Here is a 21608-nt window from a genome sequence, read left to right as displayed (position 1 = left end):
CAAAGGAGCGCAGATGTACAAGTTCAAGAAACTCGTCCTGGCCTTGGGGCTGTGCGGCGCGGTGGCGACCGGAACCGCGGCGGCGGACATGAAGGTGGGCGCCCTCTTCCCATTCAGCGGCGCGCTGGCGCTGCTCGGGCAGGAGAGCTATCGCGGCCTGGAGCTGGCCGTCAACGAGATCAACGCCGCGGGCGGCATCAACGGCGAGAAGATCCAGATCATCAAGGCCGACGCGGTCGACCCGACCCAGGCCGTGTCCGAAACCAAGCGCCTGATCTCGTCCAACGTGATCGGCGTGTTCGGCAGCTACGCGTCCGGCATTTCCTACGCCGCCTCGCCGGTCACCGAGCTGGCGGGCGTGCCCTACTTCGAGCTGGGCGCCACCGCCCACAAGATCACCACGCGCGGCTACAAGTACCTGTTCCGCAGCAATCCCAACACGGCGCTGTACGGCGTGTCCGTGGTCAACGCGCTGCACGAGACCATCGCGCCGGGCATGGGGCTGAACCCTAAGGACATCAAGATCGGCATCATCCACGAGGACGGCCCCTACGGCACCGACGTGGCCGCCACCGAGAAGAAGCGCGCGCAGGAACTGGGCTACACGGTGGCCGAGGTGCTGCCCTATTCCGCCAAGACGGTGGACCTGTCCTCGCTCATCCTGCGCCTGAAGGGCGCCAAGGTGGACGTGGTGCTGCAGACGGCCTACCAGAACGACGCCATCCTGTTCTTCAGCCAGGCGCGCGCGGCGGGCTTCAAGCCCAAGGTCGTGATCGGCGCGGGCGGCGGCTATTCGCTGGCCGACACCGCCAAGGCGGTGGGCGCCGACATGAACGGCGTGTTCGACCTGGACTTCCCGCAGTCCTCGATCAATCCGGCCGGCGCACCGGGGCTGGACAAGTTCCTGGAAGCCTACAAGTCCACCTACAAGAGCGATCCGCAGTCGGGCCACAGCCTGACCAACTACGTGGGCGCCAAGGCCTTCTTCGACGCCATCGCCAAGGCCAAGTCCACCGACAAGGACAAGATCCGCGCCGCGGTGCTGGCCTACAAGGTGCCGGCGGGCCAGACCGCCAACGGCTGGGCCTTCGACTTCGGCGAGGACGGCCAGAACAACGCATCGACCTTCTACGTGATGCAGTGGCAGGACGGCAAGCTGGTCACCATCGCGCCCAGCAACCTCGCCCTCGGCAAGCCGGTATTCAACAAGTAAACGCCGAGCCGGCATCCGGCGCCAGGACCGCCCGCGGGGGCTCCTCGCGCCGGCCGCCGGACACACGCGGCCCCGCCGTCGCCCGGCCGGGGCCGTGCATCGACTAGAGGTTGCATCATGGATATCTTCATACAACTGGTCATCAACGGCCTGTTGCTGGGCGGCGCGTACACCATCATCAGCCTGGGGCTGACGCTGATCTTCGGCGTGGTGCGCGTGGTCAACTTCGCGCACGGCGAGTTCCTGATGGTGGGCATGTACCTGGTCTACCTGATCGCCGCGCAGTTCGGCGTCCATCCCTACCTGGGCCTGGCGCCGGTCGCCGTCATCCTGTTCGCGCTGGGCGCGCTGACGCAGAAGGGCATCATCCAGCCGCTGCTCAACGCCGACCAGCACATCCAGATCTTCGCCACGGTGGGCGTGTCCACCATCCTGCTGAACCTGGCCCTGGTGCTGTTCGGCGCCAACGTGCTGCGCGCGCCGGTACAGCTGGGCACCAGCGCCATCGACGTGGGCAGCTACTCGATGGTGAGCGGCCAGATCATCACCTTCGTGGTGGGCATCAGCCTGGCGGTGCTGCTGCACCTGTTCATGCACCGCACCTACCTGGGCCGCGCGCTGCGCGCCGTGGCCCAGCACCGCTACGCCGCCACGCTGATGGGCGTGAACGTGAACAACGTCTACGCCATTGCGTTCGGCCTGGGCACGGCCTTCGTCGGCATCGCCGCCGGCCTGCTGGCGCCGCAGTACCCGGTGTTCCCGACCGTGGGCACGTACTTCGTGCTGACGGCCTTCGTCATCGTGGTGCTGGGCGGGCTGGGCAGCCTGTACGGCGCCGTGGCCGGCTCGATGATCATCGGCATCGTCGACACGCTGGCCGGCTACTACGTCGCGCCCGACCTCAAGGAGGTCGTGTATTTCGGGATCTTCCTGCTGATCCTCGTCCTGCGTCCGACCGGCCTGTTCGGCGTCGGCACGGAATGAACGGAACGACAAGGAGAAAAAACATGTTCCCCGATCTACGCAGCCCCAAGGGCTATGTCGGCCTGATCCTGATGCTGGCCATGCTGGCCGCGCCGCTGGCGCTGGGCACGCCGTTCTGGACCAACCTGTTCGTGCTGCTGTTCGTGTTCTCGGCCCTGTCGGTGGCCTGGAACATCGTCGGCGGCTACGCCGGCCAGCTGTCGCTGGGCCACGCCGTGTTCTACGGCATCGGCGGCTACACCGCCACGCTACTGACGCAGAACTTCGGCATCTCGCCCTGGTTCGGCATGCTCGCCGGCGCCGTGATCTCGGCGGCCGTGGCCGTCGTGATCAGCTATCCCACGCTGCGCCTGCGCGGCCCCTTCTTCGCGCTGGCGACCATCGCCATCCTGGAGGTGGTGCGCCTGCTGGTGATCCACGAGGAAAGCTGGACCGGCGGCTCCAGCGGCATCAGCCTGCCGCTGAACATCGGCTGGACCTGGATCGTGTTCCGCGAGAAGGCCAACTACGTGCTGATCGCCTTCGCGCTGTTCGCGCTGGTGACCTGGGTGTCCTGGTACATGCGCAAATCGCGCATCGGCCACTACCTGATCGCCATCCGCGAGCGCGAGGACGCGGCGCTGGCCGTGGGCATCCACACCGTGCGCATGAAGATCATCGCCGCCGTGGTGTCGGCCATGCTGACCAGCATCGTCGGCGCCTTCCACATCACCTACCTGACCTTCGTCGACCCCAGTTCGGCCTTCTCGCTGGAGCTGTCGGTGCAGGTGGCCATGTTCGCGCTGATCGGCGGGCTGGGCACGGTGGCCGGTCCCATCGCCGGCACCTTCCTGGTGCTGCCCATCGCCGAACTGGCGCGCGGCTGGCTCAGCAGCGTGGGCAACGGCATGCACGGGCTGATCTACGGCCTGATCCTGGTGGCCGTGGTGCTGACCATCCCGCGCGGGCTGGCCGGCGCGTTCGGCCCGATGATCGAGCGCTGGCTGGCGCGCCTGCCCTACCTGGGCGCGCCGCGCCGCCCCGCTCCACCGCCGCAGCAGGCGCGGCCGGCGGGACCGGCGGCCGCCGGCCAGCCGGTGCTCAAGGCCGACAGGCTGTTCAAGAGCTTCGGCGGCCTGCGCGCCACCAACGACGTGTCGCTGACGCTGAACCAGAACGAGATCCTGGGCATGATCGGCCCCAACGGCGCGGGCAAGACCACGGTGTTCAACCTGCTGTCCGGCTTCCTGTCGCCGGACCAGGGTTCGGTGTCCATGCTGAACGCGCGCGGCGAGTGGGTCAGCTGCAAGACGCCGGATGCGTTCGCCCACCAGGGCCTGGGCCGCACCTTCCAGATCGCCAAGCCCTTCACCGGCCTGACGGTGCTGGAGAACATCATGCTGGGCGCGTTCATCCGCACGTCCAGCCGCGACGAGGCCGAGCAGATCGCGCTGCGGGTGGCCGAGCAGACCGACCTGACCCGGCACCTGGACACCGAGGCGCGCAACCTGACCGTGGGTGGCATGAAGCGCCTGGAAGTGGCGCGCGCGCTGGCGATCCAGCCGCGCATCCTGCTGCTGGACGAGGTGATGGCGGGCCTGAACCCCACCGACATCGAGAAGTCCATCCAGATGATCCGCCGCATCCGCGACTCGGGCGTGTCGGTGCTGCTGATCGAGCACATGATGCAGGCCACCATGGCGCTGTCCGACCGCATCGTGGTGCTGAACGAAGGCGCGGTGCTGGTCAGCGGCGCGCCCAGGGACGTGGTCGAGAACCCCGCCGTCATCGAGGCCTATCTGGGCAAGGAGTATCAGGATGCTTAAGGTTTCGAAGCTGTGCTCGGGCTATGGCAAGAGCCAGGTGCTCAACGGCCTGGATTTCGAGGTGCGCGCCGGCGAAATCGTCACGCTGATCGGCGCCAACGGCGCCGGCAAGACCACCACGCTCAAGACGCTGTGCGGCGTGGTCGCGGCCACCGGCGGCAAGGTCGAGTTCGAGGGCCGGGACCTGACCAACCGTCCGCCCTTCGACATCGTCGACGCCGGCATCACCATGATTCCGGAAGGCCGCCAGCTGTTCCCGCACTTCACCGTGAAGGACAACCTGCTGATGGGCTCGTACAAGCGCGCCGCGCGCCCCATCGTGCAGCGCAAGCTCGAAGAAGTGCTGCAGATCTTCCCGCGCGTGCGCGAGCGGCTGGCCCAGTACGCCGGCTCGCTGTCCGGCGGCGAGCAGCAGATGGTGGCGATCGCGCGCGGCATGATGGCCGACCCCAAGCTGCTGGTGTTCGACGAGCCCTCGCTGGGCCTGTCGCCGCTGCTGGTGCAGCAGATGTTCGACATCATCCGCGACGTCACCGCGCACGGCGTGACCGTGCTGCTGGTGGAGCAGAACGTGTTCCGCACGCTGCGCCTGGCCGACCGCGGCTACGTGCTGGAGAACGGCGCCATCGTGCGCGCCGGCACCGGCGCCGAGCTGCTCGGCGATCCCCATGTCAAGAAGGCCTACCTGGGCCACTGAACCTCACGCAAAGGAAACACGCGCCATGTCATTGCGCTGCGCTTACATCGACCACGGCAAGGGCGGCCCGCCCGACATCCTGCGCCTGGCCGAAAGAGAAATGGAACCCCCCGCCGGACGGCAGGTGCTGATCGAAGTGGCCTACGCCGGCGTCAACCGGCCCGACGTGCTGCAGCGGTCCGGCTCCTATCCGCCGCCGCCCGGCGCCTCGCCCCACCTGGGACTGGAAGTGTCCGGCACGGTCATCGCCACCGGACCGCAGGCCAGCCGCTGGCAGGTCGGCGACCAGGTCTGCGCGCTGACGCCCGGCGGCGGCTACGCGCAATACTGCCTGGCCGACGAGCGCCATTGCCTGCCGGTGCCGCGCGGCATGGACCTGCTGACCGCCGCCGCCATTCCCGAGAACTACTACACGGTCTGGACCAATGTGTTCGAGCGCGCGCGGCTGGCGGCGGGCGAGCGCTTCCTGGTGCACGGCGGCTCCAGCGGCATCGGCCTGACCGCCATCCAGCTGGCGCGCGCCTTCGGCGCCGAAGTCTGGACCACGGTGGGCAACGCCGAGAAGGCGGCGGCCTGCATCGAGGCCGGCGCGCGGCATGCGCTGATCTACCGCGACGCCGACTACGAGGACGCCATCCGCCAGGCCACCGGCGGCCAGGGCGTGGATGTGATCCTGGACATGGTGGGCGGCGCCTACCTCAACAAGAACATCCGCCTGCTGGCGCTGAACGGCCGGCTGGTGCAGATCGCTTTCCTGGAAGGCAGCAAGGCCGAGATCGACGCCCTGCCCATCATGACCAAGCGCCTGACCGTCACCGGCTCCACGCTGCGGCCGCGCTCGGACGAGGACAAGGGCGAGATCGCCCGCGCGCTGGCCGAGCGCGTGCTGCCGCTGATGGAGCAAGGGCGCTGCCTGCCGCGCATCCACCAGGTCTTTCCGCTGGCCGAGGCCGCCGGCGCGCACGCGCTGATGGAAAGCAGCCGCCACATCGGCAAGATCATGCTGCAGGTGCGGCCATGAGCGCGGGCACGCATGCGGCCCCGGCATCCGCCACGTCCGGCGCAGCGCGCTTCGCCGGCCAGACCGCCATCGTCACCGGCGCCGTCGGCGGCATCGGCTCGGCCATCGTCGAGGGCCTGCTGGCCGAGGGCGCGCGGGTCGGCCTGATCGACTTCAACGGCCAGGCCGGCGATGCCTGGGCCGGCCAGCTGCGCGGCCAGGGCCGCGCGGTCTGCTTCGCCCAGGCCGACGTGTCGCGCTACGAGGAATGCGAAGCCGCCTACGCCCGCATCAGCGACGAACTCGGCCCGGCCACGATCCTCATCAACAACGTCGGCATCTCGCCCAAGACCGAGGGGCGCGCGCTCAAGGTCTGGGAAATGGCGCCCGCCGAGTGGGACCGCGTGGTGTCGGTGAACCTGAACAGCGCGTTCTACATGACGCGCCTGGCGACGCCGCACATGGTGGCGCGGCGCCAGGGCCGCGTCATCAACATGTCCTCGGTGGCGGGCAAGGCCTATTGCGATATCGTGGCGGCGCACTATGCCGCCACCAAAGCCGCGCTGATCGGCCTGACGCGGCACTGGGCCGCCGAGCTGGGCGAGTACGACGTGACCGTCAACGGCCTCGCGCCGGGACGCATCAGCACGCCGCTGCTCAAGAGCGTGCCGCAGGAGATCAACGACGCCGTGGCCGGCGTGACGGCGCTGCGGCGGCTGGGCACGCCCGAGGAAGTGGCCGACGCCTGCCTGTTCTTCGCCTCCGACCAGGCCCGCTTCGTGACGGGCCAGGTGCTGGACGTGGCGGGCGGCTGGTTGATGACCTGAAAGGTCGAGATCTGAAGAAGTTGGCGGCCTGAAAGTCGATGGCCTGAAGCGCGCGGACGCCGGTCGGAACACCGACCGCGCGTCCCTGCCCCGCATCAGGCCTTGCGGCGCAGCACCTGCCCCGGCCGCTCGCCGGTGGTCTTGCCGTCCTGCCATACCGGCCGGCCATTGGTCCAGACCGACACGATGCCCGCCGACGGCGCGATCGGCTGCGCGAAGGTGGCGCGATCGGCCACCTGCCCCGCGTCCAGCAGCACCAGATCGGCATGCGCGCCCTCGCGCAGCACGCCCCGGTCCGCCAGGCCGAAGCGCGCGGCGGTCAGGCCGGTCATCTTGTGGATGGCCTTTTCCAGCGGGAACAGGCCGAGGCCGCGCGCGTAGTGGCCCAGCACGCGCGGGAAGCTGCCCCACAGGCGCGGGTGCGGCGTCTCGTCATGAGGCAGCCCGTCGGAACCGACCATGGTTTCATCGAACTGCAGGATGCGCGCCACGTCGTCTTCGTGCATGCGGAAGTAGATGGCGCCGGCCGGCTGCAGGCGGCGCACGGCCTCCTCGACCGGGCAGCCCAGCTCGCGCGCGACCTCGTCCAGGTCGCGGCCCGAGAACTGCGGATGGGCCTTGGACCAGGTGACGATGACGCGGGCGGCGCCATCGACCAGCGCCTGCTCCAGGATGGTGGACGAGGCGTTGTACGGATAGCAGTCCAGGCAGACCGGTTGCTTTTTCATCTGCTCGGCGATGCGCGCCAGCGTCTGGACTGAGCGTCCATGATTGGGCTGGCCCACCACCTTGTGGTGCGAGATCACCACCGGCACGCCCAGCTCGCGGCCGATGTGGAAGGTCTCCTCCAGGCAGTCCATCACCGTGTCGCCCTCGTCGCGCAGGTGCGTGGTGAAGATGCCGCCGTGCGCGCGCAGCGGCCGGCAGACCTCGATCACCTCTTGCGTGCTGGCGGCGCGCGACGGCGCGTAGGCCAGCCCGGTGGACACGCCGATGGCGCCGGCCTCCAGCGCCTCTTCGACGCGCGCGCGCATGACGGCGATCTCGGCCGGCGCGGCCTCGCGCTCCAGGTCCGGCACGGCGGCCACGCGCAGCGTGATGTGGCCCAGCAGCATGGCGCAGTTGGTGGCCGCCGGCTGCTCGCGCAGGGCCTGCAGATAATCGCCGTAGCGTTCGTAGCGGAACCAGCCGCCGTCGCCGTCCAGCAGGTCCAGCGGCGGCACCACGCGCGGCGGGCGCGGCGCCAGCGAGATGCCGCAATTGCCGCCGATCACGGTGGTGACGCCCTGGCTGACCTTGGGCGCCATGGCGCCGTCGGACAGCATGGCGCGGTCGTCATGGGTATGGGCGTCGATGACGCCCGGCGCCAGCACCAGGCCGCGCGCATCGATCTCGGCGCGCCCGCGCGCGCCGGCCAGGTCGCCGACGCGGACGATGCGACCGCCATCGACGGCCACGTCGCCCTCGAAACGCGGCGCGCCCGTGCCGTCGACGATCTCGGCGCCACGGATCAGCAGGTCATGGATGGCGGACATGCAGTTTCCTTGAGAGTCATCATTCGAGGCAGTTCCTTGATCGTCCATTCGAGGCAAAGTCGCCCCACTCGGGGCCGCGCAGATCCGGCTCCGCCGGTCTGCTGCGGCGCCCCCTGGGGGGAAGCGCGCAGCGCTTCGGGGGGGTCACTTCCCTATATTCCAGAATAGCGTCACGGGCGCGTCCAGCACCCCCGACAGCTTCTTGCTATAGGCCGCCGGAATCTGGAACTGCCCCAGCGGCGCCACCACGCCCTCGTCGATGGCCAGCTTCTGGATCTGCGCGGCGATCCGCTTGCGCTCGGCGGTGTCGGCGGCCTTGGCGTACTGCAGGCGCAGGGCCTCGATCTCGGGCACGTCCGGCCAGCCCGCCCAGGCCTTGCGGCCGTTGGCGGCCAGCGTGGTATTGCCGAACGGATCGCCGCTGGTGGCCAGGATGCTGTAGGTGGAAAAGATGTTCCAGCCGCCGTCGGCCGGCGATTTCTGGTTACCCTGCTGCGACACCACGCTCTGCCAGTCCATGGCCTTCATCACCACCTTGAAGCCGGCCTTGCGCAGCGCCGCGCCCACCACCACCGGCTGCGGCGAGACCATGGCGATGTCGGACGGCTGCAGGATGACCACGGGCGTGCCGTCATAGCCGGCTTCCTTGAGCAGCGCCTGGGCGCGGTCGATGCGCGCCGGCACCACCCAGTCCTCGCCGTAGTTGTCGCCCATGGGATTGCCGCAGCCCATCACGGCGGCGCAGGTCCGGTAGTACTTGGGGTTGCCCACCAGCGCCTTGAGCACGTCCTCCTGGCTGACGGCGGCGATGGCCGCCTGCCGCAGCAGCTTGTTGTCGAACGGCGGGTACAGATGATTCATGCGGAAGTAGGTCCAGGCGCCCAGCCTGTCCAGCACGCGGACCTGCAGGTTGTCCTGGCCCTCGACCATGGGCAGCAGGTCGAACGGCACCTGCTGCATGAAATCGACCTCGCCGTTCTGCAGCGCGCTGACCGCCGTCATCTGGTCGGGCATGGCCACCCATTCGACCCGCTCCACCTTGACCACCTTGCCGCCCGCCGTCCAGCTGGGCGGCTCGGCGCGCGGCACGTAGTCCTTGTTCTTCTCGTACACCACCTTCAGGCCGGGCTTGAATTCCGAGGCCACGAACTTGAACGGGCCCGAGCCGATGAATTCGGTGATGGGCTGGGCGCTGGGCGTGTCGGCGATGCGCTTGGGCATCATGAAGAGCGGACGCGAGCTGAGCTTGGCCAGGCCTTCCAGCAGCAAGGAGGTGGGCTGCTTGAGCACCACGCGGAACTGCTTCGCGTCGACCGCCTCGATGCGGTCGATCAGCGTCATCAGCACCTGCCCGGTGGCGTCGGCGTCGGCCCAGCGCTTGATCGAGGCGATGCAATCCTCCGACGTGACCGGCGCGCCGTCATGCCACTTCAGGCCGTCGCGCAGCGTGAAGACGTAGGTCTTCCTGTCCTCCGACTCGGTCCAGCTGGCCATCTGCGGCTGCACCTTGAAATGCTCGTCGGTGCCCAGCAGCGTGTCGTAGATCATGTAGCCGTGGTCGCGCGTCATGAACGCGGTGGTCATCACCGGATCCAGCACCCGCAGCCCGGACTGCATCACGGCCGTGACCGTCTGCGCCTGCCCCTGCGCGGCCGGCGCGAGCGCGGCCGCCAGGGCCAGCAACAGTGCGCCGGCCCCTTGCCGCAAGCGTCGTTTTTGTTTCATATCGTTCCCCTTGTGTCGTTGGTTGTGCTGCTCGCGGCTACCACTGGAAAAGCGTATCGGATATGAGGGACGGCCGTCCGGCGATGCGGTCGGCCAGCACGCCGGCGCTGCCCGCGGCCAGCGTGAAGCCCAGCGCGCCGTGGCCGGCGTTGATCCACAGCCCGCGCACGGGCGTGCGGCCGATCAGCGGCTTGCCATCGGGGCGCGCCGGCCGCAGGCCGGCCCATGCCTCGGGTTCGCCGGCCGGCGCCAGGCGCGGCAGATAGCGCCGCACCTGCTCCTTGAGTTGATGGATCCGGCCACCATCGATGCCCGCGTCACGATCGCCGATGTCGACCATGCCGGCCACGCGCAGCCGGTCGCCCAGGCGCGCGTAGACCACCTTGTTGTGCACGTCGCTCAGGCTGGTGCGCGGCGCGCGGCTGTCCGGTCCCAGCGCATAGGTGAGGCTGTAGCCCTTGAGCGGGTAGATCAGCGGCTGCAGGCCGGCCTGGCGGCACAGCGCCTGCGCGCCCACGCCATTGGCCACGACATAGGCGTCGGCCCGCATCTCGCCCGCGCTGGTTTCCAGCGCCTGGATCGCGCCGCCGCGCAGGCGCAGCCGCCGCACGCTCGTGCCCAGCCACAGCCGCGCGCCCAGCCCGCGCGCCAGGGACGCGCACAGCGCCTGGCAATCGGCCGCGTCCTCGCTGGGCGTGTAGACGCCGCCGACCACGCGCTGGCCGATATCGGCCAGGGCCGGCTCCAGCGCCAGGCATTCGTCGCGACCCAGCGCATGCTGTTCGCAACCCAGGCTGGCCTGGTAGCTCATCTGCGCGCGCGCGCCGGCAAAGGCGGCCGCGTCCTGATAGACCAGCAGCTTGCCGCTGGCGCTGAAGTCGCAAGACGGCGCGCCGTCTTGCACCAGCGCGCGCGTCAGTTGCCGGCTGTGCAGGCCCAGCTGCAACAGCTCGGCGGTCGTGCGCGCGGCGGTGTCGCGGCGGCAGGCCGCCAGGAAACTCAGGGCCCAGCGCCATTGCGCCGGATCGGCCCGCAGGCGCAGGCGCAGCGGCGCGTCGCGCCGCGTCAGCCAGCCCGGCAGCTTGCCCAGCACGGAAGGATCGGCCAGCGGCGCGACGAAGCTGTAGCTCAGCTGCGCGCCATTGGCCTTGCTGGTGCCGATGCCGGCCTGCGCGGCCTCGTCCAGCACGGTGACGTCGTGGCCGTCGGCCAGCAGCGCGCGCGCCGTGGTCAGGCCGATGATGCCGGCGCCGATGACGATGATGTTCATCGGGCCGCCTCCGTCGAGATGGCGACGGCGAGGGCCGGAGCAATGAGGGCGGCAACGGCTGCTATGGCAACGCGAGGCCGCGAGGCGAGCGGTTCAGCCATTGCCATCCAGCCCCCGCATCAGCATGAAGTCCTGCGCCGCGCCGCCGGCCGGCCAGGCCTGGCCGTCGCGGATCTCGACATACAGTTCGGTGCGCGCATGGCCGATCAAGCGGCCATCGCGCCAGATTTCCGCGCCCAGGTAGACCGCCGTGGCGCGCCGGTTCAATCCGGCCAGACGCGGGTCGGCCGTCTCCAGGCCGATGATGCGCCCCGCCTCGTCCACGGTCACGCGGTCGCAGGTGGCGGCGCGTAACGGCAGCGCCTGCTCCAGCCTCAGCCATTGGAGGACGCCGGCCTGCCCGGCCAGCCTGGCCCAGGCCAGCCCGCCCAGATCATCGGCCAGCGCGCCGCGTGCGTAGATGGAGTTGTGCAGCAGCGCTACGCGGCCCTGCTGTCCCTGGCGCTGGAAGGCGCCCAGGTCGTCGCGCCGCGCCGCGCGCGCGCTGTTGCCCAGGCCCAGCCCGTCTTGCGCGTGCAGCGCGATCAGGCCTGCGTCCCATTCGGGATGCGCGGCCAGCACGGCGTCGACCGCCTGCTGCGGCGTCGCGCCCTCGGCCATCAGATCCAGCGCCACCCGGTTCAGCGGACGGCCATCGGCGCCCGGCTGGTTCGGCAGGCGATGGCCGGTGACCAGGCCCAGGCCGTCGGCGCCGGCCAGGAATTGCGTCAGGGGTTCGGGGCGGTCGGGGCCGCTGGAAATGGCGGCCGCCGCGCGCGCGTCGCGCCAGGACGCCGGCAGGTCCAACGCCGTCACGCCGCCACGCTGGGTGGTCCGGTAGTGCAGCCGGCCCTGCTCGTCCAGCACGGCGAACACGGCGAAACCGCCGATGGCGCCACGCCCCAGCAGCTCGGCGCCCAGCACCGCGTCGAACACCGCCGCGCCGGCCTGGCCGCCCGCCGCCGCCACTCCTATCGTCATATCGCCCCCGAGATGATGTGACCATCAGGTCACAAAATCATGCTAGTGCGGCCGGGAACAAGACGGAAGCTCGGGAAAACCCGTTGCCCGCGCGGCGGCGGGCAACGGGGGAAAAGGAAAGCGTCAGGCGCGCTGCTGGCCCAGCCGGTACACCACGGTGTCGAGCCGGCTCACGCCCGCGGCCTGGAACTTGGGTTCCTTGTCCAGGATGTCGCGACGGTCGATGATGGCGGCCGGCGCCACGCCCTGGAACAGGGCCTGGGCCTCGCTGTCGGCGATGGCGAACGGCGGGCCGGGCATTTCTTCCTGCGGGTAGTCCAGCGTGATCAGCAGGCCGCGCCAGGACGGCGACAGCTGGCCGTAGACATGCCGCACATACGAGGCCCGCATGGATTCCGGCAGCGCCACCAGCGCGGCGCGGTCGTAGGCGCCGACGCAATGCGACAGGATCTGGGCGTCCAGGTTGTAGATGTCGCCGCAGATGATCTCGATATTGCCCGCCACGTAGTGGCGGCCATAGGACGATTCATGGATCACGGGCCTGAGCTCGTTCTCGGCGAAGAACTGCTCCACCGCGAGCGGCGCCAGCTCCACGCCCAGCACCTCGTGGCCCTGGGCCGCCAGCCACACCATGTCCAGCGACTTGCCGCAAAGCGGCACCAGCACCTTGCCGCCAGCCGGCACGTCCAGCCCGGGCCAATATTTCTGCAGCAGCGGGGTCACCCGCGTCTGGTGAAAGTGGGTACGCCCTTCGCGCCAGCGTTCCAGCCAGAATTCCGCGTCCATGACTGCCTGCTCCTCCGGGGGTGGGATTCAAATGGGCCTTGCGGCTGCGCGCAGGCCGGACGTATCGGCCATTGTAGTGCGCCGCCGCGAGCGTGACGCGCGCGCGCCGCGCCGGTATGCTGGAGCCCGCCTCGTCCTGTCCCAGGGATCCGATGACCGACGTCCAGCATCTGCAGGCCTTGCTCGCGCAGTGCGCCGCCCAGCGCGAATCCGCGCTGGAGGAGCTGTACCGCCTCGCGTCCCCGCATCTGTATGCGCTCGCCAGACGTATGTTGAGAGACCCGGCCTCGGCCGAGGACGTGCTGCAGGAGTGTTTTCTCTCGATCTGGCGACAGGCCGGACAATACCGGCCTGAACAGAGCCAGCCCATGACCTGGATGACCCGCATCGTGCGCAACCGCTGCATCGACCGCCTGCGTCGCCCGGGCCTGGAAGTGCCGGATCCGGACGACGCGCTGACGCTGGCCTTCGCCGACGAATCGCCCGGCCCGCTGGCGCGCCTGGCGGCCAGCCGGGAAGGCAGCCGCCTGGCGGGCTGCATGGGCGAACTGGACGGCCCGCAGCGCGCCGCCATCGCCATGGCGTTCTTCGACGACCTGGCGCATCCCGACATCGCGGCGCGCCTGGATGCGCCGCTGGGCACGGTGAAGAGCTGGATACGCCGCGGCCTGCAGCGGCTCAAGAGGTGCATGGAATGAACTACAGCGACCCCGATCTGCAGGACCGCCTGGCCGCGGATTACGTGGCCGGCGTGCTGCGCGCGGGCGCGCGGCGCCGCTTCGCCGGCCTGCTGCGCGAGGACGCCGCGCTGCGCCAGCGGGTGCGTGACTGGGAAGAACGGTTGCTGCCGCTGGCCCAGGCCTTGCCGCCGCAGGCGCCGCCCGAACATGTCTGGACCGCCATCGCGGCCCGCATCCGCTCGCGGCCGGAGACCGTGCCGCCCGCCCCCGCCGCCCGCCCCCGCCTGCGCGAATGGCGCGGCTGGTCCTGGTGGCGCACGCTGGGAGCCGGCCTGGCCGCGGCCATGGTGGTCCTGGCCTTCCTGGTGTTGATGCCGTCCACCCCGCGCGACGGGCTGCGCACGCTGGCGGTGCTGTCCGGCGACCAGGCGCCGGCCGCGCTGGTGCTGAACCGCCTGCCCGACAAGTCCCTGTCCGTCCAGCCCATGCGCGACCTGACGCAGCTGGCCGGCGGCCGCGCGCTGGAACTGTGGGCGATCACCCCGGGCCTGCCGCCGCGCTCGCTGGGCCTGATCGTTCCTGGCCAGATCAGCAAGCTCAGGCCGCGCCTGCCGCCCTTGCCGGGCGACACCGTGGCCGTCACGCTGGAACCGCCCGGGGGTTCGCCCACCGGCGGTCCCACCGGTCCGGTGGTGCTCAGCGGCCCCGTCATCTGACCGCGCTCGCCGGCATCAGGGTTTGTCCCAGGTCCGGCGCACGCATCCATGCTCGCGGTTCCCGCGTATCTCCTGGCGACGGCCAACCAAAAAGGAGATCGTCATGAAACGGATCGTTTGCATTGCCCTCGCCTGCTCCGCGCTTGCCCTGTCCTCCGCCCAGGCGGCCGACGTCATGGTGGGCGGACAGCCCATGATGCCCGGCAAGACCATCGTGGCCAACGCGCTGAACTCCGCCGACCACACCACCCTGGTGGCGGCGGTGAAGGCCGCCGGACTGGTCGACACCTTGCAGGGTAAGGGCCCGTTCACCGTGTTCGCCCCCACCAACGCCGCGTTCGGCAAACTGCCGGCGGGCACCGTGGACACGCTGGTCAAGCCCGAGAACAAGGCCACGCTGACCAAGATCCTCACGTACCACGTGGTGCCGGGCAAGCTGGATTTCGACGCCCTGGCGGCGCGGATCAAGAAGGCCGGCGGCGCGGCCGAACTCACCACCGCCAGCGGCGGCAAGCTGTGGGTGATGATGAACGGCAAGCACAACATCATGCTGAAGGACGAAAAGGGCGGCGTCGCCAATATCGGCCCCTATGACGTCTTCCAGTCCAACGGCGTGATCCACGTCATCGACACGGTGCTCATGCCGAAGTGACCCGGCCGGCGCGGCGGCGCGATAGCGGATATCGTAGAGTCCCCTGTCCACGCCTGTGCCGCGCCATGTCCGGACTTCCCCGCGCCCTCGCCCGCTTTATCCTGCCCGCCCTGCTGGCCTGCCTGTCCGCCAGCTTCGCGGCCCGCGCCCAGGGCGCCGAAGAACTCGACCAGGCCTACCAGGCCGAGCTGCAAACCGAAAGCGCCGCGCTGCGCGCGCGCGTCGCGCGCCTGGCGCCCGCCGTGCAGGCGCTGAACAAGCAAGTGGCGCAAGCGATCCTCGCGGGCGACTGGCCCGTCGCCGAACGGCTGGGCGCGGACATGGCGCGACTGGATCCGGCCAATGCCGACATCCGCCACTTCCAGGGCAGGCTGCTGGCGCTGCAGAAGCGCTATGCGCCGGCCATCGAGAAATTCGACCAGGCCATCGCGCTGGACGCCGGCAACCGCTGGTTCCTGGTCAGCAAGGCCGGCGCGCAGGCGGATGCCGGCGATCTGGAAGGCGCCTTGCGCAGCGCGCAGACCCTGTGCGAACGCTTTCCCGACTGGAGCATCGGCCACAACCTGCGGGCCGCGCTGCTGGACGGCCTGGACCGCGCGCCCGAGGCGCTGGCCGCGTATGAGCGCGCCATCGCCGCGCCCCCGCCCAGCGCGCAGATACTGGTCAACCAGGGCATGCTGTTGCGCCGGCTCGGCCGCCTGGCCGACGCACGCAGCGCGTTCAACGCCGCGTTGCGGCTGCAACCGGACTACGCGCGGGCGCAAGCCGAGCTGGACAGCCTGCCCGCGCGTTAGCGTCATCGGGTCGGCGCCAGGCAAGCTGCCAACTGCGCGGCCAACTGCGCGCCCGACCGCCGCGTCCCTCACGGGCGCAGCATGAAACCCCGGATATCGTCGGCGATGGGCACCATGGCCAGCAGCATCAGCGCGATCGCCAGCGGCAGGGTCGAGCCAAAGCCCACATGGAAGAATGCATAGGCGCCCGCCACCCCGCCGACGAAGAACAGGCTCACCATGCAGGTCAGCACCCGCAGCTTGGCGCGGTCCGCGCGCACGGGGACGCGCTCGTCGCTCTGTCCGGCGGCATTCCAGTAGAACAGCTTGCCCAGCTCGATGCCGATGTCCGTCACCATGCCGGTCACGTGCGTGGTGCGGATCTCGGACTTCGACACCTTGGTGATCATGGCGTTCTGCAGGCCCATGATGTAGCAGAGCAGCATCACGGTCGCCGGCAGGTAGAACCAGCGCAGCTGCTCGATATTGGCGCCCAGCAGGCCGAAGACCAGCAACAGCACGGCCTCCAGCAACAGCGGCAGGGCGTACTCGCTGGCCAGCCGCGAGCGGCGGCCGAAATTGATCATGAATGCGGAAGACGCCGCGCCGGCCAGGAACGACAGCAGCGCCGCCAAGCCCTGCAACACCACCAGCAAACCGCCCACCGCCAGGTGGTCGGCCATCATCGAGACGATGCCGGACATGTGCGAGGTGTACTGCTGCACGGCCAGGAAGCCGCCCGCATTGACCGCGCCGGCGACGAAGGTCAGCACATAGGCCAGGTGCCGGTTGGCCTCCGGGCTGCGCTGCGCGGCGGTCAGCTTGCGTAGATAGGGAATGGGCACGGGCGCGCCTCGGGGTGGCGGACAGTCGGGAAGAACATGGCTACCATTCTAGGCCTGCGGGCGCCGCCATGGCGCTCCAGGCCCACAATCCCGGCGGCCCGTCCCGGACGCGCCGCAACGCCAGACGCAGCATCCGCCCCGACATGCCCATACGCCCCGCCACGCTTTCCGACCTGCCGCAACTGGCCGCGCTGGCCATGGCATCCAAGGCCGTGTGGGGCTACCCGCCCGAGCTGCTGGCGCAATGGCGCGACGACCTGACGCTTGCGCCCGCGGACCTGGGCCGCTGGCGCGTGCGCCTCATGCGTGACGAGCAGGGCATCGCGGGCTTCTATGCGCTGGCGCCGGACACGGCGGACTGGCGGCTGGAGCATCTGTGGATCGCGCCGCGCGCCTTGCGGCAGGGGCTGGGCCGGCGCCTGCTGGCGCATGCCGCCCGCGTGGCGCGGCTTGCGGGCGCCCGGGGGATCGCGATCGAGGCCGATCCGCAGGCCGAGCCCTTCTATCTGGCGCAAGGCGCGGTGCGCGTCGGCGCGCGCGCCGCGCCGATTCCCGGCGAGCCCGGACGCGCGCTGCCGCTGCTGCGCCTGCCGCTGAACGGCGGCCCGCGCGCGTCCATCAGCCAAGCGCGCTAAGCCAGGCCGGCCTCGCGCAGCTGCTGGCGCCGGTACTCGCCCTGGCGCACATGCATCCAGCCCGGATACTCCGGAGGCAGGGCGCTGACCTTGTCCAGCTCGGCCAACTCGTCCGCCGTCAGCGCCAGCCCGACGGCGGCCAGGTTGTCGTCCAGCTGGTCGACCCGCTTGGCGCCGATGATGACCGAGCTGACCACCGGCTGCGCCAGCAGCCAGGCCAGCGCCACCTGGGCCGGCGACACGCCGCGCGCCTCGGCCACGCGGCGCAGCACGTCGACGCAGTCGTAGGCGCGATCGCGATCGACCGGCGGGAAGTCGAATTCCAGGCGCCGGCTGCCGGCGTCGACGCTGCCGTCGCGCCCGTACTTGCCGCTGAGCAGGCCGCCGGCCAGCGGGCTCCAGACCATCAGCCCGACGTTCTCGCTCCGGAGCATGGGCACCAGTTCCCGTTCCAGGTCACGGCCCGCGACGGTGTAGTAGGCCTGCAGCGACTCGAAGCGCGCCAGGCCGCGGCGCTCGGCAATGCCCAGCGCCTTCATGATCTGCCAGGCCGACCAGTTCGACACGCCGACGTAGCGCACATGGCCCTGGCGCACCAGATCGTCCAGCGCGCGCACGGTTTCCTCGATCGGCGTGGCCGGATCGAAGCCGTGGATCTGGTACAGGTCGATATGGTCGGTGCCCAGCCGCGCCAGGCTGCGCTTGACGCCCTCCATGATGTGATGGCGCGAGTTGCCGCGCGCATTGGGGCCGGCGCCGGTCGGGCCGAACACCTTGGTGGCGAGCACCACCTCGTCGCGCGCCACCTTCAGGTCGCGCAGGGCCTGGCCGGTGATGGTCTCGGAACGGCCTTCGGCATAGACATCCGCCGTGTCGATGAAATTGACGCCGGCCTCCAGCGCGCGCCCCACCAGCCGGTTGGCCTCTTCCTGCTGCAGCTGGCCGATCTGGCCCCACAGCCCATCCTGGCCGCCGAAGGTCATGGCGCCCAGGCATAGCTCCGAAACAAACAGTCCCGTATTGCCGAATTTCTTGTATCGCATGCGTGTGCTCCTGATAGGGTACGGCGGCCGTCGCCGCGCCGGGATGGCGCGCGAGGCCTGCGTAAGCCCGGCCAGTATGCGGCGACGGTCTGGCGCGCGCGATGCCGGATCCTGCCCTTTTTTTGCCCGATCCTGCCGCGTCCCGGCGGCTCGTCCGCCTTGCGCCCATTCCTCCGCGCCTTCTGCCTATTTCTCCGGATTCAATCTCCCACATTGGAAAGAGGCCCCCGGCCAGGCATACACTGACCGCACCCGATCCTGCCGCCAGCGTTCTTGCCGCTGGCGCGCCCCCGCCGCGATCCGCCTTTCCCCGCCGACATGATCCCTGCCCAATCCTCCACTCTCGCCACCGCCTCCGCCCGCGCCGAAGTGCTGCGCCTGCTGGAGCGTATGACGGGCACGCTGGAAGGCTCGATGGAAACGCCCATCGACGGCCTGCACCTGCACCGCCTGTCCCAGCCTGTCGGCCCCAAGCCCGGCTTCCAGGCCGCCGCGCTGGCGGTCATCGCCCAGGGCACCAAGCTGCTGCTGGTCGGCGACGAAGCCTACGAGTACGACCCGTTCCACTACCTGATCTCGTCGGTGGACCTGCCCGTGGTCGCCAAGGTGTCGGTGGCCAGCCCGAGCCGGCCCTACCTGGGGCTGCGGCTGGACCTGCATCCCGAGGCCATCACCGCGCTCATCAGCGACGAGAACCTGCCGCCCGCGCCGCCGTCCGACACCTCGCGCGCGCTGAGCGTGAATCCGCTGGACGACACGTTGCTGGACGCCCTGCTGCGGCTGCTGCGCCTGTTGAACACGCCGCGCGACATTCCCTTCCTGGCGCCGATGATCAAGCGCGAACTGCTCTACCGCCTGATGATGGACGGCCAGGGCGCGGCGCTGCGCCAGACGGTGCTGCAGGACAGCCAGCTCAACCGCGTGGCCAAGGCCATCCGCATCCTGCGCGACAACTACGCCCAGCCCCTGCGCGTGGAGGACATCGCCCGCGACGTGCACATGAGCGTGTCCTCGCTGCACCATCATTTCAAGCAGGCCACGGCCATGAGCCCGCTGCAGTACCAGAAGCACCTGCGCCTGCAGGAGGCTCGCCGCATCATGCTGGCCGACGACGCCGGCGTGGCTCTGGCCGCGCACGCGGTGGGCTATGAAAGCTCGTCGCAGTTCAGCCGCGAGTACAGCCGCCTGTTCGGCGCGCCGCCGCTGCGCGACAAGCAACGCTGGCGGGACGAGGCGGCGCAGGCGCCGGCCTGAGCGATCGCCTCGCGCGCGCCGGCGGCGCCGTCATTGCACCGCTGTTCCGGATCTAGGGGATAGCCCCAATTCTTGATTTGACAACGTTACCATTAGACTGCCGGCCATTGGATGACAACGTTACCAAATCAGAGTTTCCCTCTGGCAACCTTTCTTTCGGCGGCCGCATGAACCCCTTCCTGGAATCCCTGCTCGACACTCCCCTGGACGACAGTTACCGAGGCGTGCCGCCCGGCGCGCCCCCGGTCGCGCTGCGCGACGTGGCCAGCCGCGGCTGGCGTCCGCGCGATGGCGACATGGCCCTGCCGGTGCTGACGCTGGACGAAGCCGCCTTCGCCCACAACACCGACAAGATCTTCCGCTACGTCCATGGCCACGGCGCCGCGCTGGCGCCGCACGCCAAGACGCCCATGTCGCCACAGATCGTGCAGCGCCTGCTCGACACCGGCGCCTGGGGCGCGACGGTCGCCAACCTGCAGCAGGCCGCCGTGCTGCTGCGCGCCGGCGTGCGCCGGCTGATGCTCGGCAACGAGATCGGCGGCCTGGCCAGCGGCGCTCGCCTCGGCCGGCTGCTGGCAGCCTATCCCGACGCCCGCCTGCTGGCCTTCGCGGACTCCGCCGACACGGTGCGCGCGCTGGCGGCCGCGGCAGGGGAAGCCGGACGGCCGGTAGACGTGCTGGTCGAAGTCGGCGGCGGCCGCGCCGGCGCGCGCGACGCGGCCGGCGTACGCGCCATCCTGGATGCCGTGCAGGCCCAGGGCGGCAAGCTGTCGCTGGCCGGCGTGGCCACCTACGAAGGCGCAGTCGCCTCGTCCGACCCCGAGGCCACGCGCCGCAATATCGCCGCCCTGATGGCGCGCGCGATCGACGCGCTGCATCAGGTCCGCGCGCTGGCGCCGGCCGCGCCTCTGGTCTTCACCGCTGGCGGCTCGGCCTTCTTCGACCAGGTCACGCAGGCGCTGGAACCCGCATTGCGCCAGGACGGCAACACGTTGCTGGTGCTGCGCAGCGGCGCCATCTTCTTCCATGACCACGGCGTGTACCGCCGCGCGCTCAACGCCATGGACCAGCGCGCCGGCTTCGAGTTCGGCGGCGAACGCCATAGCGCGGCGGATTTCCAGCCGGCGCTGCGGCTCTGGGGCGAGGTGCTGTCGCGTCCCGAACCGGGCCTGGCCATCTGCGGCTTCGGCATGCGCGACGTGTCCTACGACCAGGACCTGCCCACGCCGCTGGCCGCTTACCGCGACGGCCGGCCGGTGACGGGCTGGAACGCCGATGCCGCCCACATCGCCAAGCTGAACGACCAGCACGCCTTCCTGGCCCTGCCGGCCGATAGCACGCTGGCGCCCGGCGACGTGGTCGAGTTCGGCATCTCGCATCCGTGTACCTGCCTGGACCGCTGGCGCGTGTTCTTCGGGCTGGACGCCGACGGCCGCGTGAGCGGCGCCTACCGCACCTACTTCGGTTGAGCCATGCAGCAGCTGAATTTCCAACAGATCTGGCGCTATCGCGAACAGCTCTGGCAGGGCTTGCAAGTCACGCTGGAGCTGACGGCGATCGCCGTGCTGGCCGGGCTGGCGATCGGCCTGGCGGGCGTGCTGCTGTCGCGGCACGGTCCGCGTCCGGCGAAGCTGGCGCTGCGCGCCTATGTAGAAGTGTTCCGCAACACCCCCTCGCTGATCCAGCTGTTCGTCGTCTTCTTCATCCTGCCGGGCCTGGGCCTGAAGCTGCCGCCCTTCGCGGCGGCGGCCGTGGCGCTCAGTCTGTACTTTGGCGCCTATGCGACCGAAATCCTGCGCGCCGGGCTGGACTCGATTCCGCGCAGCCAGATCGAGGCCGGCCACTGCCTGGGCCTGAGCAGCTGGCAGGTCTACCGCCACATCGTGCTGGCACCGGCGCTGCGCAACGTCTACCCGGCGCTGGGCAGCCAGCTGGTGATCCTGCTGCTGGGCACCTCGCTGGCCTCGCAGGTTTCGGCCGAGGACCTGTTCCACGCCGGCAGCTTCATCGAAAGCCGCACCTACCGCAGCTTCGAGGTCTATGCGGTGATCTGCGCCCTCTATTTCGGGCTGGTGCTGATCGTCAAGGCCATCCTGGCGCTGGCCGCGAGCCGCGTCTTCACCTGGCCGGTCCGGCGCTAGGAGAAAA

The 21608-nt window shown here is 70.0% G+C and carries 20 protein-coding genes and 1 pseudogene; 14 read left to right on the top strand and 7 right to left on the bottom strand.

All coding sequences use genetic code 11. The features are described from left to right. The first annotated feature begins 13 nt into the window (after window positions 1–13). The 6 genes from AC6LJ9_RS08275 to AC6LJ9_RS08250 all read left to right on the top strand — a co-directional run bounded on the left by AC6LJ9_RS08275 (window position 14) and on the right by AC6LJ9_RS08250 (window position 6526). Window positions 14–1213 (top strand): ABC transporter substrate-binding protein, encoded by a 1200-nt coding sequence (locus AC6LJ9_RS08275; protein WP_212320523.1) that lies wholly within the window; start codon window positions 14–16, stop codon window positions 1211–1213. 117 nt (window positions 1214–1330) lie between these two features. Next, window positions 1331–2197 carry a branched-chain amino acid ABC transporter permease gene (locus AC6LJ9_RS08270; protein ID WP_103275673.1) on the top strand — a complete coding sequence of 289 codons (867 nt, stop codon included), beginning with the start codon at window positions 1331–1333 and terminating at the stop codon, window positions 2195–2197. Between the two features lie 23 nt (window positions 2198–2220). After that, on the top strand, window positions 2221–4002 hold the full coding sequence (locus AC6LJ9_RS08265; RefSeq protein WP_498147181.1) for a branched-chain amino acid ABC transporter ATP-binding protein/permease: 1782 nt from the start codon (window positions 2221–2223) through the stop codon (window positions 4000–4002). Then, window positions 3995–4699 carry an ABC transporter ATP-binding protein gene (locus AC6LJ9_RS08260; RefSeq protein WP_212321208.1) on the top strand — a complete coding sequence of 235 codons (705 nt, stop codon included), beginning with the start codon at window positions 3995–3997 and terminating at the stop codon, window positions 4697–4699. The genes AC6LJ9_RS08265 and AC6LJ9_RS08260 overlap by 8 nt, the downstream gene beginning before the upstream one ends. Before the next feature lie 25 nt (window positions 4700–4724). Then, on the top strand, window positions 4725–5720 hold the full coding sequence (locus AC6LJ9_RS08255; RefSeq protein WP_498147180.1) for an NAD(P)H-quinone oxidoreductase: 996 nt from the start codon (window positions 4725–4727) through the stop codon (window positions 5718–5720). After that, window positions 5717–6526 carry an SDR family oxidoreductase gene (locus AC6LJ9_RS08250; protein ID WP_212321210.1) on the top strand — a complete coding sequence of 270 codons (810 nt, stop codon included), beginning with the start codon at window positions 5717–5719 and terminating at the stop codon, window positions 6524–6526. The genes AC6LJ9_RS08255 and AC6LJ9_RS08250 overlap by 4 nt, the downstream gene beginning before the upstream one ends. 95 nt (window positions 6527–6621) lie before the next feature. Here the strand turns inward: AC6LJ9_RS08250 and AC6LJ9_RS08245 are convergent, their stop codons facing one another. From AC6LJ9_RS08245 to AC6LJ9_RS08225, 5 genes are all read right to left on the bottom strand, one after another. After that, window positions 6622–8061, bottom strand: coding sequence for an N-acyl-D-amino-acid deacylase family protein (locus AC6LJ9_RS08245; protein ID WP_498147179.1), 1440 nt, complete (start codon window positions 8059–8061; stop codon window positions 6622–6624). Window positions 8062–8205: 144 nt separating this feature from the next. Next, the gene (locus tag AC6LJ9_RS08240; protein ID WP_498147178.1) at window positions 8206–9786 is read right to left on the bottom strand and encodes an ABC transporter substrate-binding protein; all 1581 of its coding nucleotides are present in this window, start codon (window positions 9784–9786) and stop codon (window positions 8206–8208) included. A 37-nt stretch (window positions 9787–9823) separates the two neighbouring features. Beyond that, window positions 9824–11056 carry a D-amino acid dehydrogenase gene (locus AC6LJ9_RS08235; RefSeq protein WP_498147177.1) on the bottom strand — a complete coding sequence of 411 codons (1233 nt, stop codon included), beginning with the start codon at window positions 11054–11056 and terminating at the stop codon, window positions 9824–9826. A gap of 93 nt (window positions 11057–11149) precedes the next feature. Continuing rightward, window positions 11150–12076: a DUF6963 family protein gene (locus AC6LJ9_RS08230; RefSeq protein WP_498147176.1), complete on the bottom strand. Its 927-nt coding sequence runs from the start codon at window positions 12074–12076 to the stop codon at window positions 11150–11152. 123 nt (window positions 12077–12199) lie between these two features. Next, window positions 12200–12862, bottom strand: a complete 663-nt coding sequence (locus tag AC6LJ9_RS08225; protein ID WP_212321219.1) for a thiopurine S-methyltransferase — start codon at window positions 12860–12862, stop codon at window positions 12200–12202. A gap of 116 nt (window positions 12863–12978) precedes the next feature. Between AC6LJ9_RS08225 and AC6LJ9_RS08220 the strand changes: the two genes are divergently transcribed. The 4 genes from AC6LJ9_RS08220 to AC6LJ9_RS08205 all read left to right on the top strand — a co-directional run bounded on the left by AC6LJ9_RS08220 (window position 12979) and on the right by AC6LJ9_RS08205 (window position 15704). Then, window positions 12979–13560 carry an RNA polymerase sigma factor gene (locus AC6LJ9_RS08220; protein WP_498147175.1) on the top strand — a complete coding sequence of 194 codons (582 nt, stop codon included), beginning with the start codon at window positions 12979–12981 and terminating at the stop codon, window positions 13558–13560. Further along, window positions 13557–14258 (top strand): anti-sigma factor, encoded by a 702-nt coding sequence (locus AC6LJ9_RS08215; RefSeq protein ID WP_498147174.1) that lies wholly within the window; start codon window positions 13557–13559, stop codon window positions 14256–14258. The genes AC6LJ9_RS08220 and AC6LJ9_RS08215 overlap by 4 nt, the downstream gene beginning before the upstream one ends. A 103-nt stretch (window positions 14259–14361) precedes the next feature. Further along, entirely contained in the window at window positions 14362–14910 is a 549-nt protein-coding gene (locus tag AC6LJ9_RS08210) for a fasciclin domain-containing protein (RefSeq protein ID WP_498147173.1), read from the top strand. A 65-nt stretch (window positions 14911–14975) separates the two neighbouring features. Continuing rightward, window positions 14976–15704, top strand: a complete 729-nt coding sequence (locus AC6LJ9_RS08205; RefSeq protein WP_498147172.1) for a tetratricopeptide repeat protein — start codon at window positions 14976–14978, stop codon at window positions 15702–15704. A gap of 74 nt (window positions 15705–15778) precedes the next feature. On the opposite strand, the pseudogene AC6LJ9_RS08200 reads toward AC6LJ9_RS08205, so the two are convergent. After that, window positions 15779–16528, bottom strand: a pseudogene (locus AC6LJ9_RS08200) (YoaK family protein); the annotation flags it as partial. 143 nt (window positions 16529–16671) lie between these two features. Here AC6LJ9_RS08200 and AC6LJ9_RS08195 point away from each other — a divergent pair. Beyond that, the gene (locus AC6LJ9_RS08195) at window positions 16672–17163 is read left to right on the top strand and encodes a GNAT family N-acetyltransferase (protein WP_498147171.1); all 492 of its coding nucleotides are present in this window, start codon (window positions 16672–16674) and stop codon (window positions 17161–17163) included. Here AC6LJ9_RS08195 and AC6LJ9_RS08190 read toward each other — a convergent pair. Beyond that, a complete protein-coding gene (locus AC6LJ9_RS08190) occupies window positions 17160–18206 on the bottom strand; it encodes an aldo/keto reductase (RefSeq protein WP_498147170.1) in 1047 nt (348 codons plus the stop codon). The genes AC6LJ9_RS08195 and AC6LJ9_RS08190 overlap by 4 nt on opposite strands. Window positions 18207–18524: 318 nt before the next feature. Here AC6LJ9_RS08190 and AC6LJ9_RS08185 point away from each other — a divergent pair, with 318 nt between their 5' ends. The 3 genes from AC6LJ9_RS08185 (at window position 18525) to AC6LJ9_RS08175 (ending at window position 21601) form a co-directional block, all read left to right on the top strand. Then, entirely contained in the window at window positions 18525–19460 is a 936-nt protein-coding gene (locus AC6LJ9_RS08185; protein WP_212317632.1) for an AraC family transcriptional regulator, read from the top strand. A gap of 167 nt (window positions 19461–19627) precedes the next feature. Next, window positions 19628–20929, top strand: a complete 1302-nt coding sequence (locus AC6LJ9_RS08180) for an alanine racemase (RefSeq protein ID WP_498147169.1) — start codon at window positions 19628–19630, stop codon at window positions 20927–20929. A 3-nt stretch (window positions 20930–20932) separates the two neighbouring features. Further along, on the top strand, window positions 20933–21601 hold the full coding sequence (locus tag AC6LJ9_RS08175; RefSeq protein ID WP_498147168.1) for an amino acid ABC transporter permease: 669 nt from the start codon (window positions 20933–20935) through the stop codon (window positions 21599–21601). Window positions 21602–21608 lie beyond the last annotated feature (7 nt).

It is taken from the genome of Achromobacter sp. 1011811831, from assembly GCF_059760905.1.
Note: the sequence above shows the minus strand (reverse complement) of the source record. Positions and strands in the feature narration are given on the sequence as shown.